This is a genomic window from Hahella chejuensis KCTC 2396 (assembly GCF_000012985.1).
GTDB lineage: Bacteria > Pseudomonadota > Gammaproteobacteria > Pseudomonadales > Oleiphilaceae > Hahella > Hahella chejuensis.
On sequence record NC_007645.1, the window covers coordinates 3,336,177 to 3,353,059 of the forward strand.

Sequence of the window (16,883 nt, forward strand, 5' to 3'; positions counted from 1 at the left end):
TGAGAGGGGACATCAAGACAATTCCCCCACCAAAAAGTCAAAAACGGTTCTGACTCTCAGGTTCATTTTCAGTTCTCGATGAGAGACGAGCCAGCTCTCGCCTTTGAATACCTCGTAATGAGGGATGGCTCTTTCGACCGTCTGCTCCGTATCGCCGATTTCAATTGGCATTACGCCGATGCCTACGCCTTGTTTGGTCATTTCCCAGTGTGCTAAGTGGCCGTCAGTCTTCACTGGAAAGTTTTTGTCGCTTAGTTCAAATCCATGCTCTTTCAGCGCCTTGATATAGGCGTCATTGTTGGTGCTGAAACCCAGGAAATGGGCGTTGCTGAATTCCTTTGGAGTTTTCGGACGGCCGATCCTGTCCAGGTAGCTTGGCGCGGCATAAAGCGCTGCTTTTATATCGCTGAGTTTTCTGGCGATTAAATCCGGTTGAGTAGGGCGGAACGCGCGGATGGCGATATCCGCTTCCCGACGTTTTAAATCGCTGGCTATATTGGATGCGATGATGTCGATATGGAGGCCGGGATATAGCGCTCTCAGCTTCATGATGATGGAAGGCAGGATAAAGGCGGCCGTCACCTCTGTGGCGGAAATAACTATCGTTCCCTCCACCGAACGGGCATGTCCCGAAGCGGCCATGGATAGACCTCCCGCCGCCTCACCCATAGCGCGAACATAACCTAACAACGCCAACCCGTTAGGCGTTAGCTCCAGTCCTTTTGACCCTCGTTCGAACAGTGCGACGCTAAGCTCTTTTTCGAGTGCGCTCACCTGCCTGCTCAGTGTTGGCTGGGAAATGCCCAGTGCGCGAGCGGCGGCCGAAAGAGATCCTTCTTCCGCCGTAACCAGAAATGCCCGCGCCTGGTTCCAATCAAAATTTACCGGTCGCCATTCCATACAAATATGCATAACCTTCATTCATATTCAGGAATGTTAGCAATAACTGCGTATAGGTAAAATCTTAATCTTTAATCGACACCTGCCAAGAGGACTCAAATGGACTTCTCAATTAAATTCTGGGACAAAGCCGCTGAACGATACGCCAGAAGACCGGTGGCCGATGTCGGCGCCTATGAGAAGAAGCTCGCCGTTACACAACAGTTTCTGAGAGCCGATATGCGCGTACTGGAATTTGGTTGTGGAACTGGCTCGACGGCGCTCGTTCACGCGCCCCAGGTTGCTGAATACGTGGCGACGGACGCATCCTCGAAAATGATAGATATCGCCAGAGCGAAGCTACGCGATCAGCCTGTCCCGGGATTGAAGTTTGATGTGGCGACATTGGATGATTATAACGGGCAGTCAGAAATCTATGATGTGATTCTTGGACTGAATATTCTGCACTTACTGCGCGACCCGGATCAGGCGATACAACAGGTGTACAGGTTGTTGAAACCGGGTGGCGTTTTCATCAGCAATACCGCTTGTTTATCCGATACGCGGCCCTACCTGCGGCTTATCACACCCGTGGGCAAGCTGTTGCGACTCATGCCATACGTGAAGTTTCTGTCCCGTAAAGGGCTTGAAGCGAGCATCGAAAGCGCAGGGTTTGAGATTGAGTACAAGTGGATTCCCGAGACGACAAAAGACGTGTATTTCCTGGTCGCAAGGAAAAAGTAGTTAAGCGGATTATTAATATGGCAATGATATTGACATGTTAATGATCAGGCGCATGGATGCGCCTGCGCGGCGGCAAGCCGCGGGAGACAGGGCCTGACATGCGCAGGCCCTGTCGTTGCAGACAAATAGAAGGAAGCTATTTGTCTGCCTGGTTAATAAAACGTAGTTCTAAAACCTGTCCGTGTTCTGCAAAATAGATCCCCCGATCGATACCTCCCACTATCTGGCATGACTACTTTGCCTCTATGGTCCGCAGATTTTTCCGTCTGCGGCGCCAGTATCCATCATTTCTTCATATGTCGATAAGGCGAGGTATCTATTATGACTATTATTGACGGCGGTGGCGTGGCGCCAATCGCCCCTCAAAACCATGTTCAGGCTGGCGGCGGAGTGGCTAATCAACCCGGCGCTCCTGCGTTGGCGCGCAACCCCAATCCTATTGCCCATCAGGATCAGAATGGCCGTTCTATGTTCAGCGGCTTTTTTGAAGGGGTGGCAAACTTCAAGTCGGCGGTCTACAACCGTCTGCCGAACAATCCGCTGCGGGATATGTCCGTCAGGGAGCAGAACTACAGGGTTCCGCTCTCTCGTATGGAAGGCAATGCGGAGACGCTTTTTAACGATATGGACCGGGCCAATCACCATGAGCGGCTCAGGGAACAGGCCTTGACCTCTTTTAGCGGGACGCATCACGCTACGGGCGACGCGGCCCAGGTGGCGGGGCAATTTCAGGAATTTCTGGCGTTTGATGTTGATAATTTAAGCGCGGATGAAGTCCGGCAAGCTGAAGATAATGCGCGGCAACGGTCTGACAATTGGTCTGATGGCGTACCTGGGACTGAGCATGATTTCAATATCAGGCTGCAGCAGGAGAAAGAAATCATCGCACTGGAAAAACTGGCGCAGTTCGATCATCTTCCGCCTCTGGATGAGTCCCAGGAGCACAATCGGATGTGGGGAGAGCTGAGTGTGGGCGCGTCTCTGCAAAGAAACGTCACCATGCAGGAAACCCGTGATCAGCTCTCTTTCTTCGGGCGTCAGCTTTCGGTCTTTATGAAGAAAGAAGGATTGGGATTCGATGGTTTGATAGACAGGAAGACGGCGCAGCTGGTGAGGGATCAGGAATTGGACGCCAATACCCGTTTCGATGACCTAAACAATGATCAGCAGATCGACGTTTATAAGGCGGTGCTGAAATCCGCGTCCACCGCTAACCCGAACCTGATGGATAAATTCCAGAAAACCATAAGCAGCAACCTGCAGGCTGGCGCCGCGAACTTTATGTCGTTTCTAAATCGCATGAATATTTTCTCCAGCTAAGAGGCGATGATTTGAGCGTCATCCAGGCTCGTCAGTGGTGAGATAGATATTGGCGAGACTTGATGGCGCTGGCTTTTTGTCTTTCCGCCATGTTGCACAAATACATCGGTAGGCTGATATGGCCAAACCGTCCACCCCTCTAATCTGACTTCAGTTTGAATCCACAAGGCTGCTTAGCCTGCACAAACCAGAGGAATAGAAGATGAGGCCGCTACTGTCATTAATCGTATTGTTAATGTGCCTGTCGAGTGCGGCGGTGCGCGCTGAGGGATGGCCGTGGGCCAAACTCAGCTACGCCCATTATGCGGAAAATGAGCCCGTTCAGGAGCTGTTGCAACAATTCGCCGCTGCGATCAATACGCCGGTGGTGGTCAGCGATAAAGTTCAGGGCGTGGTCAACGGCCGCTTCGAAAAAGCGCCAGCCCGAGACTTTATCGACAGACTGGCCAAGCTGCACAGCCTGCTGTGGTACTACGACGGCCAGGTGCTCTACGTATACGGCGCCAGTGAAGTGGAGACAGATCTGATTCATCTGCAGGACGTCTCATCTCAACGCCTGATCAAAACCCTGACGAACCTGGGCGTGCTGGACCGACGCTATACTCTCAGGGCCATTCCCGGGGAAGGAATCGTAATGGTGTCCGGGCCGCCCCGTTATACCCAGCTGGTTCAGGAAGTGGCGGATATTTTGCGCTCTGGACAACAGGATAAGCCCAAAACCGGCGACGCCTTTGTGGTGCAGGTGTTTGAACTCAAGCACGCCTGGGCGGATGATCGCTCCATGGTGGTTGGCGGCCAAAGAATAGCGGTTCCCGGCGTGGCTTCTTCGTTGCAGGCGATTCTAGGTCGGCGCATATCTGAACCGACCGTCAGCGCAATTGCGCCGAAAACCCTTCCCAAACTGAAAGGACAAGGGTTGGTTCAGGGACGTTACGGACCGACTGAAATTACGCCCTCTCAGGAGACCAACCGAGAAATCGTCTCCGTGCGAAGCGAGGAGGGCGGCGTCAATTCGGAAACGGCGGGCTATATCATCGCCAATGAGCGTCTGAATGCGGTCATCGTGCATGATCGTCAATCTAAAATGCCTCTTTATCAGAACCTTATTGACACTTTGGACCAGCCTAGAAGCCAGGTGGAGATTGAAGTTTCGATTATCGACGTGAGTACGGATCGTCTGAACGAAATGGGGTTTGAGTGGCGGATCAATGGACGCAACGGCAGCTTCACTAATGCGGACTTCTCTCAAGGCGCTTTGCCGCGCAGTCCTAACGAGCTGTCGTTTGTAGTGGGCGACGGCGCTAACTTCTCTACGTTGCTGACCAACACGCAGGATCTCTTTCTGTCGCGCATTCGGGCTCTGTCGGAAGATGGCGACGCCAGCGTGCTGTCCCAGCCGACGATTCTGACCCTGGATAACATCGAAGCGGTGTTGGATCACAGCACCACCTTTTTCGTGCGGCTGGTGGGCGATCGGGAAGTGGACCTGTTTCCGGTGTCCGTCGGCTCCGTGGTCAGAGTGACGCCGCACATCGTGAAAGGCGATCTCAGCGATAAAATTCATCTGAATATCAATATCGAGGACGGCCAGCAAACGGGACAGGCGGTGGACGACATACCCGCCGTCAGCAAAAGCATCATCACTACCGAGGCTCTGGTGAACGACAACGGCAGCCTGCTGGTCGGCGGCTACTATTTCAATCAGGACTCCACCAATCGCAGCAAGATTCCCGTGCTGGGCGATATCCCGTTATTAGGGCGCCTGTTCCGCACCGACGGCAGTCAGCTGCAGAAACGAGCCAGACTGTTTCTGATCTCACCCCGCATCGTCGGCTCCAACACGGCTGAAATTAAATACAACCGCCGGCTGGAATCCCTGATCAACAAGTATCTGAGCACGGCTCCGGAACTCTTTACGCCATAGAAGCCAATTAGGCCTGTGGATATATGGTTGCAGGCGCGTCTCTACGGCACTGTTAACGCAAGCGCGGCGACTTCCATACAGCTTCGCCGCAACCCAAACGCTTCACTCACCAGCCGGACACAAGTACAGCAATGACTAGCGCACAATGGATGATCAAGTTGCTCTCCGGGCCTCACGCAGGCGCGGAAATGCGCCTCGAAAACCGCGCCTACCGCGTCGGCGCCGCGGACGACTGCGATATCGTGCTGCACGATAAGCTGCTGCCTGACCTGGCGTTTTCACTGATCGTAGAGTTTGGCGTCGTGCGCCTGCAGCGCGACGTGGAAAGCATTGCGTTGACTCATGTGGGGCGCGAGATTGAGGACCTGGAGATCGCGATCGAGCCTTATGGCGTCTACTCGCTGGGGCTGCTGCATTTCTGCTTCGGTCCCGCTGACGCGGCCTGGCCGGACATTCCGCTGCCGACGCTTCATCACACGGCCGAATCCAACGCGTCTAATCTTCCTGCCGCCACAGAGTCGGAGCATTCGAACGACCCCGTGAACAAGCGTCAGGACAGCGGCCGCAGGGGGCTGTCACGACGCTCAAAGCTCATGCTGCCGGTATTTCTGTGTTTCATTGCTGGCGGCGTAATCTTCAACAGCCGCTTTCTTGACGCAGGCGTTATCCAGCCGCAAGCGTCCCTGGATCTCGCCGGTATTGTCGCCCAGGACTGGCGTTTCGAAGGACTCGCCGTCAATCCACAGACCCAGAGCAACGGCGCGAACAAGTGGCTGATCAGCGGTTACGTCGATACCGCTGCGCAAGCGGCGGATCTGAAGCAGCGTCTGCAGGCGCTGAATGCGCCATTTGAGCTGGATCTTCGTGTCATGGAGAACGTCAAACGCTCAACGGAGACCCTGCTGCAACAGTTTCAGTTATCACATCTGGCGGTCAGTCTCGGAGCTCAGCCCGGCGAGCTGGTGATCAGCGGTATTGAAACAAATTTGGACAACTGGTTGCGACAAAAAGAGCTGCTGCTTGCCGACATTCCCGGTCTGACTCACATTCAGGACCGCGTAGAGAGGCCGGAAAGCCGGTTGAACCAGCTGAAACAGTGGTTGCAGGAGGAAGGGCTCGATAAAGAAGTGCTGGTCAATGCGCAAGATGGGCGTTTGTCCATCACCTCCGATATTCGTCTGGAGGACTCCGAGGCGTGGCGGCGGGTTCAACGCAAGTTTCAGGAGCGCTTCGGCGGGACGCTGGATCTGTCTGTCATCGCCGACGCTCGGCCCACGCTGGCGATTCGTAGCGTCAGCCTGGGCGCGGTTCCCCATCTTGTGCTGGCGAACGGGCGCCGTTACGGCCTGGGAGCCCATGTCAGCGATGGCTATTTTCTGGAGCAGGTCGCCAAGGATGCTGTCGTCCTGCGGCGCGGCGAGGAATTGATCAAGTATCGCGTCGGCCCCGGCGCGGCCCCGTCAGATCCATGACAACGGAACCACAGGAGAAGCAAATGGGAGACAACTTTAGCGAACGAACGCCGCAAGAGTGGCTGCAGTTGCTGGTGGATTATCAGCGGCAACTGCAAGCGCGCCTGAGGGTGGGATGCCAGCCGTCAGAGTATTACCTGCTGGCGGATCTGGATGCGGCGGTGGATCTGGTGATCCGCCGATTTAACCGCCCTCAATTTAACAACGCGTTTTTTAACGAGTCTCGAATAAACAACACTGACGATGGAGGAAGCCGATATGGCGTTCAATTTTGATGCAATCAACGATGCAATGGGTCGCCAGGCGACATTGAAGGAGGAGGAGTTGCGCTCCTTCGCCAACAGCATGGACCCCAATAACTCCTCGGACCTGATCAAATTTCAGCAGAAGGTCCAGGAGTGGGGACTGATCACCAACCTGCAGAGCACGACGATCAAGTCCCTCAAGGACACCATCGCCAGCATCGTGCAGAAAATGCAGTGAGCGCAGACATGGACGCCAGTATCGACGACTTGGTTCTGGATAAATTAATTCTGCGCAAACTGGCTCTGGAAGCCTTCGACATGCTGCTCGAAGGCGCTGTCGACGACGCCCGCAAAGTGCTCACGACGGTGAACCGGATCAAACCGGACAACCCCGCGTCGACCCTGGGACTGGCGTTGGCGGAGCGACTGCAGGAACCAGGGCGCGGCTGCGGACATAGCGTCGGAGACGGCCAGAACGGCGACCCGGTGTTGAGCTGTTTCCAGGGTTTGATCTGGTTGCAGCATGGGCGCGAAGAGGAGGCGAGGGCGCTGCTGACTAAGGCGTCCCAGTCGCCGGACGCCACCGCCGCCAGACTGGCGCGAGACATCATTCAGCATGAAATAGAAGGCAGGTAACCATGGACCCTATCAATATTCAATACAGCCTGAATTTTCTCAATTCAGATCAACTCGCCGCCCCGGAACTGACGGCTGACCCGGCGGCGCTCGAGCGCTTTCAGCAAAGTCTTCAGCCACAACCGGACGCGTCTGCGCACTCAACATCGGACGGCTCGCCTGTCATATTGGGCGTTGAGGCGTCGGAGAACACGCTGGGAGATAAAGTGCTGCAAGGCATGCAAAGCGTAAAGTCCGGCTATGACCAGCAAATGGAGGCGATGCAGCTCACCCTGAACAGCGCCGACCCACTCAATATGAGCGATATGCTCAAGCTGCAGATGGACCTCGCCCAGCTGACGCTGCAGGGCGAGCTTATCAGTAAAACCGTCAGCAAGAGCACGCAGAACCTGGATACGTTGCTCAAGAGTCAGTAACCATGAAAAACACATCCACCCCATACCGATTCTTTCGTCGAACGCGGCTCTTGCTGGGCTTTCTGTTCGTGTTCATCTTGAGCGGTTGTAAAGAGACGCTGTACAGCGATCTGACTGAGAAAGAAGGCGCGGAGATGCTGTCGATTCTGCTGGAGGAGGGCCTGGAGGCGGAAAAAGTCCCAGGCCAGAAAGGGCAGACTGTTGCTCTTAGCGTTGAGCGCGCGCAGTTGTCCCAGGCGATTCGCCTGCTAAAAAGCCGGGGCTATCCCCGCGATGACTTCACCAGCGTCGGCGAGCTGTTCAAGAAAGACGGCCTGATCTCATCGCCCCTGGAAGAGCGGGCGCGCTACATATACGGGCTGTCTCAGGAGATCGCCGCGACCCTGTCGCAACTGGACGGGGTGATTACCGCCCGCGTACATGTGGTCATGCCGGAGGTGGAGAACAAAAAAGCGCCGTTGAAGGTGTCCTCCGCCTCGGTGTTCATCAAGTATGAAAGCACCGTCAATCTGGACGACTTCGTGCCGCAGATTAAGTTGCTGGTGAACAACAGCATAGAAGGACTCAGCTATGACAACATCGCCGTCGCGCTATTTCCGACCCAGGCCGCGCCGGTCACTGGCGGCGCTACGATGGAAAGCGTGCTTTCCGTAAATGTGGCCGCCGGCTCGATTGATCGCCTGTATGGATTGTTCGCCATTGGCGGGGTGCTGTTGATCTGCGCTCTAGGCGGCAATCTGCTGTTGTATCGACGTATAAAACAACGCAGCGCTCACACACTGGCCATAGAGCAGGCGTAATGTCCACGGTGACCCCAAGGTGAGTTCGTCAATGCGAGCAGAACTTCTCATTCAGGCGGCCCGATTTAACGGCGCGCCGGGCATTTACGCTGACGCCAGCTGGTTCGCGCCCTGGCTGACGCCAACGCGTTTAGCCGCCATGCGACGTCGGACTGACGCCGCAAGAACCTTGAACCGTTTTTTGCTGCAACAGCCCGAGCCTTTAGAGTCCGTCGCCCCGGAGGCGTTTTCCGATCCGTTGCTGCAGTTGCTGACGCAAACTACGTTGAATATCCCCCAACTCGCCATGTGGGCGGGATTGGCGCTCCATCATCGGAGCTTGAAGCGAATCATTTGCGGGCGTCGTCAGCGCGAATTAAAAGTCGCGTTCGGGGAGGAAGGCTATCGTTTCGCTCTGGAGCGGGCGCAGTTTATGCTGGGCGTCGCCTGGGATCATATCCCCGCGTTGGCCGACTCAGATATGCCGGCAGTCTATAAAATGATCCAATGTGCGGGAGTAACGTTGCTGGCGACGGCGTCAGCGAATCTGCCGCCACCTGCGCAAAAACGCCTGGCGTTTTTCTTCCCCAAGCAACAGTCCCATTGCTTCGCGCATTGTCCTACAAATGATGAAATGCCCGACATAACGTTGGATGAAGGCCACCTTGACGCCGTGGAAAAGGCGAGGGGATTGCTCTTTAAAATTGCCCAGGAGGTCATGTCGAAATGGAAGCCAATTTCATTTTAATCAGAAACATACAAGAGAAAGTTAAAGTTAGAAATAGCCTTATTAAGGCGTCTGATTACCAGTCCTGGTATGACGCGGACAGGCTCCTCGACGCCGCCCGCGCCGAAGCGGATGCAATCCTGGCTGACGCGAAAAGACAGGCGCAGGCGGCGCTGGAAAGCGGCTATCAGGATGGTTTGGCGAAGGCCAAAGAGGAAAGCGCGGATCGCCTGATCACCGCCAGTATGCGGGCCCATCAGATGTTGCAGATGGCGGAATCGGATTTGATTGAGCTGGTGAAACTCAGCGTGGAGAAACTGTTTGGCGATATCGGCGATGCAGTGAAAATCGCGAGCCTGATTCAAACCGGCCTGGCGTCCTTGCGCGAGGACTATCGCGTCACAGTCCATGTCGCGCCAGAAATGGAAGCTCAAGTGAAAGCGGCGTTGCCGGATGTCCTGTCTCACTTTCCGGGCATCGAATACTTCGACATCACAGCGGACCCAAGACTTCCTCGCGACGCCTACGTACTGCAAGGAGACGCCGGCATTATCAAAGGCTCCATCTCCGACCGCTTCGCCAAGCTAAATACACTGGTGGAACAAGCCCTGTCCGCTCCCCAAGAATAAATGCTCTCTGGGAGCGCGGGCGGCCCGCCCGCACTCTTATCAAACTATTTGTCTACCGTGGCTAAACGCTCCAGAAAGCGGACACTCTTGCACTTCCCGAACACTTACCCTACAGGGCATTTATCTGCAGGACTGCACCTACGGCATATGCCGAATGGTGGATTGGGCCGCCAACAGGCCAAACGTACAATGTAGCGCGCCCGGTCGCCAATGCGGCCAGATTTGTCGCTTTCCCAAGTACTATTTATCCGTCTCCGCCCCAGTGGCCTTCAACAAGGGATGTTTCCTGCATGCATTACCCCCGTCGTTACCAAGTCAAACATCACTTGGATATCGTCGCCGATGAGTTGACGCGTATTGAATCGCCCACCACCGCCATCGGTTATATCGAGAAGTGTCTGAGCGACGGAGACGGGCGCGGCAAAGAGTTCGACGCCTTCATCGCCTCGCTGCAGGGAAGTCATTTTCAGTCCACCTCAAACAAGTTTCCCGGCCGCACCGCAGCGTCGTTCAATACCTGGCGCAACACCCTGATTCGCGAAGCGCGCCATGGCAATGTGTTGCTGGTGGTGGATAGTTCGGAAAAACCTTTCCATCCGCTGATTATTGAGAAAGACAAAACGCTGACGCCGGGGCAGTCCAACACCCACGCCGCCACCCAGTTGCTGAATCGCCTGAAGCCGGTGAAAACGCCCTCGCCGAAACGTCCGGCGGGGACTGCTGCGGGCGGCGCGGCCGCCTCCAATCCCATGGCGGAAAGCCATCCGTCTTTCAACGGCAATGTAGGCTGGGCGAGCGTCAAGGGGGAGAAAACCAGTTATGGCGCGCCGCCGCCCGCCTCATCCGAGTCCAGTCCTGAAGAAACGTCCGTCAGCGACGCCAGCGGCCACAACGATAACGGCGACACCCAGACCGCCAACGACGAAGCCTGCGTCAGCGGCGATCCCGTGAGCATGATCACCGGCGAGGAGCTACTGGACCTGGTGGACTTCACCTTGCCCGGTCCCATGCCTTTGGTGTGGAAACGCACCTACAAGTCTTCCAACAACCATCAGCGCGGCCTGGGCGTGGGCTGGACCCACCTGTTGTGTCAGACCCTGGAAGAGGACAACGGCCGCATCACTTTCACCAGCGACGAAGGCCGCTATATCGACTTCCCGCGTCCCCTGATCGAACAGTCCAGCCGCAACGCGGCGGAGCGCATGACCCTGCATCGGGTGGACGAGAACACCTATGCGCTGCAACAGCTGGGACAACCGGATAAAGTCTTCGTCGGCGGCAATGGCGCCTATCGCCTGGAAGCCCTGATAGACGCCCTGGGCAATCGCATCGACATCGCCTATTGGCAGGACGTGGAAGGTTATGCGCATCCCATCACTATCCTGCAAGCCAACTGGGGACCGCGCCTGCATATCCTGCACAACGCCCAGGGCCTGATGTGCGAGATTCAGTCGATCCAGAGCAACGGCGCCTTCGCAACCCTGGCGAGCTACGACTATGACGAACAGCAGGACCTGATCCGCGCCGCAGACCGGGCCGGCGCCAGCGAAAGCTACGCCTACCGGAATCACATCATCACCCGCCGCACCCTGAAAACCGGCTTCAGCTTCTATTTTGAATGGAGCCAGTACAGCCCCAGCGGCAAGTGTCTGCGTCAGTGGGGCGATCGCGGCATTTACGATTACCGTTTCGAGTGGGATACCCAGAACAAAGTCTCCCACGCCTTCGACAGCAACGGCGGCAAGACCACTTACTACTACGACCACCGCGGCAAGATCATCAAGGAAATCGATCCCGAGGGCGGGGTCACGCGCATGGCCTACAACAAGAACGGCCAGCTGATCGAGCACATAGACCCGGAAGGCGGCGTCACCCGCTACGTCTACGACGAGCAGGGCTTATTGACGCAACTGACCGACGCCGCCGGCGCGACCTACAAAATCCGTTACAACCACCGCGGCCAGCCGGTGGAAATGATCAATCCCCTGGGCCACAGCTGGCGTCGCGAGTACAACGGCAAAGGGCTGCTGACCTGCGTCACCGATCCGCTCGGCAACCAGACCCGCTACGCCTACAACGAACGCGGCCTGCCGCAAACCATCACCGACGCCGCAGGCAATGAAAAAACCTTCGTCTGGAACGCCATGGCGCAGCTGGTCAGCGAAAGCGTCAACGGCCGTCGCACCGAGTACCTGCTGAACGAAGACGGCGATATCGGCGCCGTCGTGGACGCGGACCAGCGCACCACGGAATACGAGTACGACCTGCTCGGCAACGTCACCCGCGTACAGCATCCGGACGGCTCCGCCGTGCAGCTGCGCTACAACGCCAACAGCCAGCTGACCCACTTTATCGACGCCGCCGGTCGCTGCACGGAATACCTGTACGACGGCCTGTCCCAGGTGCGCAAAAAGATCGACGCCAACGGGCAGGTGTTTGAATACCTGTACGACAAAGAACGCAACCTGATTGGTCTGATCAACGAGAAGGGCGAGCGCTACAAGCTGGGCTATGACCGCAATGAGCGTCTGATCCGGGAAATCGGCTTCGACGGCCGTATTCAGGAGTATCAGTACAACCGCGCGGGTCATTTGATCTCTCATCTGGAAGGCGTTCACATCGACCTGCCGTCGGAGCAGGCCAACACCACCCGCTTCAGCCGCGACCCCTTGGGCCGACTGCGGGAAAAACACAGTCCGGACGGTGAAATCAGCCAGTTCCACTACGACGCGGCGGGACGGCTCACTGAAGCGAGCAATCCCCACCGACAATTGCGCTTCGCCTACAACGCCCTGGGACAGTTAACCGAAGAGCGTCAGGACCAGCATGTGCTGCGGCATGATTACGATCCCCTGGGCCTGCGCACGCAAACCCAGTTAGCGGACGGAACCCGGTTGAACTTCGCTTACGATCAGCACGGCCTGTTTAGCGAAGCCCGCTACAACGATAACCTGCTGACGCAGATCACCCGCGACGCACAGGGTCGTGAAGTCGCCCGCCAGCAGGGCGCGCTGCAATCCCAGTACGAATACGACCTGATGGGGCGACTGAGCCGCCATCGCGTCAACCATGAAGCCAACAAAACGCAACTGATCGACCGTCGTTATCAGTACGACCACCATGGCAATCTGGCGCTGATTGACGATCTGCAAAAAGGCGCGACCCGCTACCATTACGACGCCCTGGACCGCCTCAAGCAGGTGGAGAGCTACTGCAACGAGCAGTTCGACTTCGACCCGGCGGGCAACATCCTGAGCGGAGAAAGCGATAGCGCGGTGAAAAAAGGCAACCGCCTGCAATTCCATGGCGACCGCCATTTCGAGTATGACGACGCCGGCAACCTAGTTCGAGAGCGCCGCGGCAAAGGCGGCAAACTGGAAACCCGTTACGTCTACAACAAGCAGAATCAGCTGGTCGCGGTGGAGAAAGACGGTCAGCGCACCGAATACCGTTACGACGCCTTGGGACGTCGCATCTCCAAACAGGACGCCTTCGGGCAGACGGAATTCCTGTGGAACGGCGACGTGCTGCTGTCGGAACAAAGACAACACCTGCGCAAAGTCTACGTCTACGAACCCGACACCTTCCGTCCGCTGGCGTTCATCCAGGACGAAAAAGTCTACCACTACCACCTGGATCACCTGGGTACGCCCCAGGAAATGACCGACGCGGAAGGAACCCTGGTCTGGTCCGCCCGCTACAAAGCCTACGGCGCTCTGGCCCTGCAAGACGTGGAAAGCGTCCACAACCCGCTACGCTTCCAAGGGCAGTATTACGACGAAGAAACCGGCTTCCATTACAACCGCCACCGGTACTATGATCCCCAAAGCGGCCGCTTCATCAACCAAGACCCCATCGGCCTCCTGGGCGGCGCCAATGCCTACCAATATGCGCCGAATCCGGTGGGATGGGTTGACCCGTTTGGGTTGACGGCGAAGAAGGAAGATCCGGGGCGGCAAATGTCTGCTATCAGTGCAGCCATTGCAATTGGACCAAGGGCTCTAAATGACTTATCAAACATCCCTGGCGGCAAAGGTCTTGTAGAGGATTTGATTGGTGTCTCTGGGAGGTCGTTCTCTGAAGCAGGGCAGCTTGCAAACCAGCAAGTTGCTGCAGTTGCACTACAAAAGCTTAGATCAGGGAAGCCTGAGGATATTGTAATTGCCTTAGAAAGGCCTATTTTTGGTAAAAGCGGGGACCTTATATCCCAACTTGACATAGAAACTGCTACAGAAATTATCGAAGTCAAAGGAGGTCTAAGAACTCAGTCCTCTTTAAACCCTAAAAAACAAAAGCAGTTCTATGCTGAACTAAATGAGGCGAAGCGTACTGGTAAAGACCTGGTGTATCATTTTGACGGCCCAGTGAACCCTAAGCTAGCAGATAAGCTTGAGAAAAGAGGGGCTAGGGTAGTTCAAGATAAAATCGATATTTCTACACTTGAAGATTAATGGCTTATATATGGATAGAGATTTAAACTCCAATATTTATCTTTTTAATGACGAGTATTTTGTCGACACTATAAAGAAGACGCAAAATATATTGGATAAATTAGGTATTAAAATAGATGGGAAAAGCACCCTGTTTTTATACGATCCCGAAATGGAAGAAGATTTTGACATCGAAAGTGCCATAAATATTGATAACATTATAGATAGATTTAACACTTGGCCTCAGCTTGGATGTGTAGGTCTTAGATATAAAAATGGAAGTATAGATGTCTCCTACCTAAAAGAACCGAAAGAAACATTTTTGAGATGTGTGCAAGTATCATTTTCAGAAAATATTTATACACTAAAAAATGAAATTTCGTTTATTGTAAAAATCATAGTTTCACTCCATGAGGGGTTGAACGCCTTTCGAACAATTTCTGACATTGAAGAGCAGGCTTTGAGTCATGATGTTGTGACTACTTATAATAAAAATTATTGGCTGGATGTGATGTCAAGAGAAATGATGAACAAATGTGACTTTATCCCTTCAGGAAATATACACAAGCTAGGAAGTGGTAGTTTTGCCTTTATAGTCGACAAAAATTATATGCCTAAAATAGCCTCAGCAGAATCGCTGAAGTTGTAAAATAACTGCGTACAGTTTTTTTCATGGTGGATATGATAGTAGGCGGTATGGATCGAGACGAATGAGCCAGGGAAGAGTTGGTTTTTCGAAGTTTGGTTAATGAGAGGGGGGGGGCAAAGCTCTGTGCTAGCCAAGTTATTTTCTGGCCAAATCTCACTGAGTGCTTTACATAAAGAGTTTTAGTGGTTGATTGGTGACAAATCATTCTGTTCCCTCCCTAGGAAATGACCGACGCGGAAGGAACCCTGGTCTGGTCCGCCCGCTACAAAGCCTACGGCGCCCTGGCCCTGCAAGACGTGGAAAGCGTCCACAACCCGCTACGCTTCCAGGGGCAATACTTTGACGAAGAAACCGGCTTCCATTACAACCGCCACCGGTACTATGATCCCCAAAGCGGCCGCTTCATCAACCAAGACCCCATCGGCCTCCTGGGCGGCGCCAATGCCTACCAATATGCGCCAAATCCGGTGGGATGGGTTGACCCGTTTGGGTTGACGGCGAAGCCAGGGGATTGTCCTCCGACTTCCCCTGCACTCAAGGACAGTGTTTACAGTGCTGAAAATATCGCACAGCGTGCAGCTGAGTTTAACTACCTGCGAGAGTTAGATATAAAAAATAACGCCATGTTATCAGCTCAACAAAGGGCTAAGCTGATCATGGAAGATATAGCGCAAATGCCTGCGCTAAAATCAATCATTGCTAAAGTCAAAGAAATGGACCCTAGCGCCAAAGTTGGCTTTAGAGGAAGTATGACCACAGGCATGAAAGGACCACACAAGCTTGGTCAAGCGAAGCAGAGAGTAAAATTCGATGAAAGCGTTGCTTTCAAAAATGATAAACCCTATACAGATGAGCAGGGTTGGGATGTCGACTTTTTGTTGTTAGTGACGCAATGAGAAGTAATCGCAATAGATGGCAAGGACTGAGGTCTTTAGCTTCTGATGATTTAATAAGTGATATAGACGATCTAGACATTCAATTAAAAAGCAAGTATCCGAAAGGTCAATCGATAAAAAATAGATCATACAAAAATGAACACGATGACCCAACTGGATTTAAAAAGGAGGAAAAAATAGATTTTAGAATATGGAATAGCGAAGAAATATCAAAAAACATGAAAGACGGAGACACTCCCTCTTTCATAGACAGCTAATAACTATCTGGAGCCACAAGTGAAACACCCTGGATTTATAGGAATGATATGTATTGAGCCAGAGCTCGAAATACATACAGTTTTTGAAAAGATAAAAAATACGTTTAACTTTATAGAATTCAAAGAGATTCACAGAGATGACGTTGTCTCCTTTATTGCAGAGAATAGTAATTTTAGAGTTGCCCTATACGGAGCCCCACAAGACGCCCCTAATGCATTATATGGGCTTGATTATGTAAGCTACACAGACTCGTTACTGCCTTCAGACCTTGAAAAAGAAATAAAAGAATATAATGATTTTGAAATACATATTTTCTCCAAAAGATATGAAATATCATCTCAATTGGCAAGTTGGATAAAAAGAAAAACAAATCTTAATGCATTCAAATAAGAATAATGCGGAGCTCAAATAGACAAAAACTATCCCCTGCACTACCTCTGCCTATGAAAATCCCCGATTTCCACCATCGCGGGCGCAAAGAAGCCAGCCATTTTCTACAGAACGTGAATCCAGAACTTGTAAATGCTATTGAGAAGAAGTTTCCTGGCATGGTTAAGCACGTAGAAATACCAATACATAAAGTGCAAGAAAAAGACTGGATCGGGCCGCCTCAAAATATAACCGACTTAGATGTTCTATTAAAAAATGGAGTAGTCATTCAAGTTAAAACGGGAAAAGGGAAAGGTCTCGTTCAGCAACTTCAAGATAGCTCAGATATCACAAGAATGCCCGCTATTGGTTTTGATGCCAATAAGTTTGCAAATTCAGGAAAACCAGATATTTCGTGGAACTTAAAAGGAAATGTCCAAAAAGCTGGCTTCCAGTTTACCAACGATGTTGATGAGTTATTGGATATGATTTCAAAGTACAGAGAATAGG

At 53.5% G+C, this 16,883-nt stretch carries 18 protein-coding genes; 17 read left to right on the forward strand and 1 reads right to left on the reverse strand.

The genetic code is table 11. The features are described 5' to 3' along the window. Window positions 1–12: 12 nt before the first annotated feature. Window positions 13–912, reverse strand: coding sequence for a LysR family transcriptional regulator (locus HCH_RS14540; protein WP_041598671.1), 900 nt, complete (start codon window positions 910–912; stop codon window positions 13–15). Between the two features lie 87 nt (window positions 913–999). Here HCH_RS14540 and HCH_RS14545 point away from each other — a divergent pair, with 87 nt between their 5' ends. The 17 genes from HCH_RS14545 (at window position 1,000) to HCH_RS14620 (ending at window position 16,882) form a co-directional block, all read left to right on the forward strand. Beyond that, entirely contained in the window at window positions 1,000–1,623 is a 624-nt protein-coding gene (locus HCH_RS14545; RefSeq protein WP_011397067.1) for a class I SAM-dependent methyltransferase, read from the forward strand. Window positions 1,624–1,944: 321 nt separating this feature from the next. Then, on the forward strand, window positions 1,945–2,943 hold the full coding sequence (locus HCH_RS14550) for a hypothetical protein (RefSeq protein ID WP_011397068.1): 999 nt from the start codon (window positions 1,945–1,947) through the stop codon (window positions 2,941–2,943). A gap of 202 nt (window positions 2,944–3,145) precedes the next feature. Continuing rightward, on the forward strand, window positions 3,146–4,867 hold the full coding sequence (gene sctC / locus HCH_RS14555; protein ID WP_011397069.1) for a type III secretion system outer membrane ring subunit SctC: 1,722 nt from the start codon (window positions 3,146–3,148) through the stop codon (window positions 4,865–4,867). Window positions 4,868–4,998: 131 nt separating this feature from the next. After that, a complete protein-coding gene (gene sctD, locus HCH_RS14560) occupies window positions 4,999–6,339 on the forward strand; it encodes a type III secretion system inner membrane ring subunit SctD (protein ID WP_011397071.1) in 1,341 nt (446 codons plus the stop codon). A gap of 23 nt (window positions 6,340–6,362) precedes the next feature. Beyond that, window positions 6,363–6,614: a hypothetical protein gene (locus tag HCH_RS14565; protein WP_148212572.1), complete on the forward strand. Its 252-nt coding sequence runs from the start codon at window positions 6,363–6,365 to the stop codon at window positions 6,612–6,614. Beyond that, window positions 6,598–6,822 (forward strand): EscF/YscF/HrpA family type III secretion system needle major subunit, encoded by a 225-nt coding sequence (locus HCH_RS14570; RefSeq protein ID WP_011397073.1) that lies wholly within the window; start codon window positions 6,598–6,600, stop codon window positions 6,820–6,822. Before HCH_RS14565 ends, HCH_RS14570 begins: the two co-directional genes overlap by 17 nt. Then, complete coding sequence (locus tag HCH_RS14575) at window positions 6,819–7,220, forward strand: hypothetical protein (RefSeq protein ID WP_148212573.1); 402 nt, start codon at window positions 6,819–6,821, stop codon at window positions 7,218–7,220. The genes HCH_RS14570 and HCH_RS14575 overlap by 4 nt, the downstream gene beginning before the upstream one ends. Window positions 7,221–7,222: 2 nt before the next feature. Beyond that, a complete protein-coding gene (sctI, locus tag HCH_RS14580) occupies window positions 7,223–7,636 on the forward strand; it encodes a type III secretion system inner rod subunit SctI (protein ID WP_011397075.1) in 414 nt (137 codons plus the stop codon). A 2-nt stretch (window positions 7,637–7,638) separates the two neighbouring features. After that, the gene (gene sctJ / locus HCH_RS14585) at window positions 7,639–8,436 is read left to right on the forward strand and encodes a type III secretion system inner membrane ring lipoprotein SctJ (protein ID WP_011397076.1); all 798 of its coding nucleotides are present in this window, start codon (window positions 7,639–7,641) and stop codon (window positions 8,434–8,436) included. A 31-nt stretch (window positions 8,437–8,467) separates the two neighbouring features. Further along, entirely contained in the window at window positions 8,468–9,163 is a 696-nt protein-coding gene (locus HCH_RS14590; RefSeq protein ID WP_011397077.1) for a SctK family type III secretion system sorting platform protein, read from the forward strand. Then, a complete protein-coding gene (gene sctL, locus HCH_RS14595; protein WP_011397078.1) occupies window positions 9,142–9,771 on the forward strand; it encodes a type III secretion system stator protein SctL in 630 nt (209 codons plus the stop codon). Before HCH_RS14590 ends, sctL begins: the two co-directional genes overlap by 22 nt. 290 nt (window positions 9,772–10,061) lie before the next feature. After that, entirely contained in the window at window positions 10,062–14,222 is a 4,161-nt protein-coding gene (locus HCH_RS14600) for an RHS repeat-associated core domain-containing protein (RefSeq protein WP_011397079.1), read from the forward strand. 10 nt (window positions 14,223–14,232) lie between these two features. Further along, window positions 14,233–14,850, forward strand: a complete 618-nt coding sequence (locus tag HCH_RS14605) for a hypothetical protein (RefSeq protein WP_041598673.1) — start codon at window positions 14,233–14,235, stop codon at window positions 14,848–14,850. A gap of 296 nt (window positions 14,851–15,146) precedes the next feature. Further along, window positions 15,147–15,746 (forward strand): RHS repeat-associated core domain-containing protein, encoded by a 600-nt coding sequence (locus HCH_RS35025; protein ID WP_274377840.1) that lies wholly within the window; start codon window positions 15,147–15,149, stop codon window positions 15,744–15,746. Beyond that, complete coding sequence (locus HCH_RS33810; protein ID WP_148212574.1) at window positions 15,743–16,003, forward strand: hypothetical protein; 261 nt, start codon at window positions 15,743–15,745, stop codon at window positions 16,001–16,003. The genes HCH_RS35025 and HCH_RS33810 overlap by 4 nt, the downstream gene beginning before the upstream one ends. 19 nt (window positions 16,004–16,022) lie before the next feature. Continuing rightward, on the forward strand, window positions 16,023–16,394 hold the full coding sequence (locus HCH_RS14615) for a hypothetical protein (protein WP_011397082.1): 372 nt from the start codon (window positions 16,023–16,025) through the stop codon (window positions 16,392–16,394). A gap of 53 nt (window positions 16,395–16,447) precedes the next feature. Then, complete coding sequence (locus HCH_RS14620; RefSeq protein WP_148212575.1) at window positions 16,448–16,882, forward strand: hypothetical protein; 435 nt, start codon at window positions 16,448–16,450, stop codon at window positions 16,880–16,882. The last annotated feature ends 1 nt before the right edge of the window (window position 16,883 follow it).

Excerpts from the sequence above, each read along its gene's own strand:
- HCH_RS14540 (WP_041598671.1), bottom strand. The coding sequence starts at position 912 with ATGCATATTTGTATGGAATGGCGACCGGTAAATTTTGATTGGAACCAG.
- HCH_RS14545 (WP_011397067.1), top strand. The coding sequence starts at position 1,000 with ATGGACTTCTCAATTAAATTCTGGGACAAAGCCGCTGAACGATACGCC.
- HCH_RS14550 (WP_011397068.1), top strand. The coding sequence starts at position 1,945 with ATGACTATTATTGACGGCGGTGGCGTGGCGCCAATCGCCCCTCAAAAC.
- sctC (WP_011397069.1), top strand. The coding sequence starts at position 3,146 with ATGAGGCCGCTACTGTCATTAATCGTATTGTTAATGTGCCTGTCGAGT.
- sctD (WP_011397071.1), top strand. The coding sequence starts at position 4,999 with ATGACTAGCGCACAATGGATGATCAAGTTGCTCTCCGGGCCTCACGCA.
- HCH_RS14565 (WP_148212572.1), top strand. The coding sequence starts at position 6,363 with ATGGGAGACAACTTTAGCGAACGAACGCCGCAAGAGTGGCTGCAGTTG.
- HCH_RS14570 (WP_011397073.1), top strand. The coding sequence starts at position 6,598 with ATGGCGTTCAATTTTGATGCAATCAACGATGCAATGGGTCGCCAGGCG.
- sctI (WP_011397075.1), top strand. The coding sequence starts at position 7,223 with ATGGACCCTATCAATATTCAATACAGCCTGAATTTTCTCAATTCAGAT.
- sctJ (WP_011397076.1), top strand. The coding sequence starts at position 7,639 with ATGAAAAACACATCCACCCCATACCGATTCTTTCGTCGAACGCGGCTC.
- HCH_RS14590 (WP_011397077.1), top strand. The coding sequence starts at position 8,468 with ATGCGAGCAGAACTTCTCATTCAGGCGGCCCGATTTAACGGCGCGCCG.
- sctL (WP_011397078.1), top strand. The coding sequence starts at position 9,142 with ATGGAAGCCAATTTCATTTTAATCAGAAACATACAAGAGAAAGTTAAA.
- HCH_RS14600 (WP_011397079.1), top strand. The coding sequence starts at position 10,062 with ATGCATTACCCCCGTCGTTACCAAGTCAAACATCACTTGGATATCGTC.
- HCH_RS14605 (WP_041598673.1), top strand. The coding sequence starts at position 14,233 with ATGGATAGAGATTTAAACTCCAATATTTATCTTTTTAATGACGAGTAT.
- HCH_RS33810 (WP_148212574.1), top strand. The coding sequence starts at position 15,743 with ATGAGAAGTAATCGCAATAGATGGCAAGGACTGAGGTCTTTAGCTTCT.
- HCH_RS14620 (WP_148212575.1), top strand. The coding sequence starts at position 16,448 with ATGAAAATCCCCGATTTCCACCATCGCGGGCGCAAAGAAGCCAGCCAT.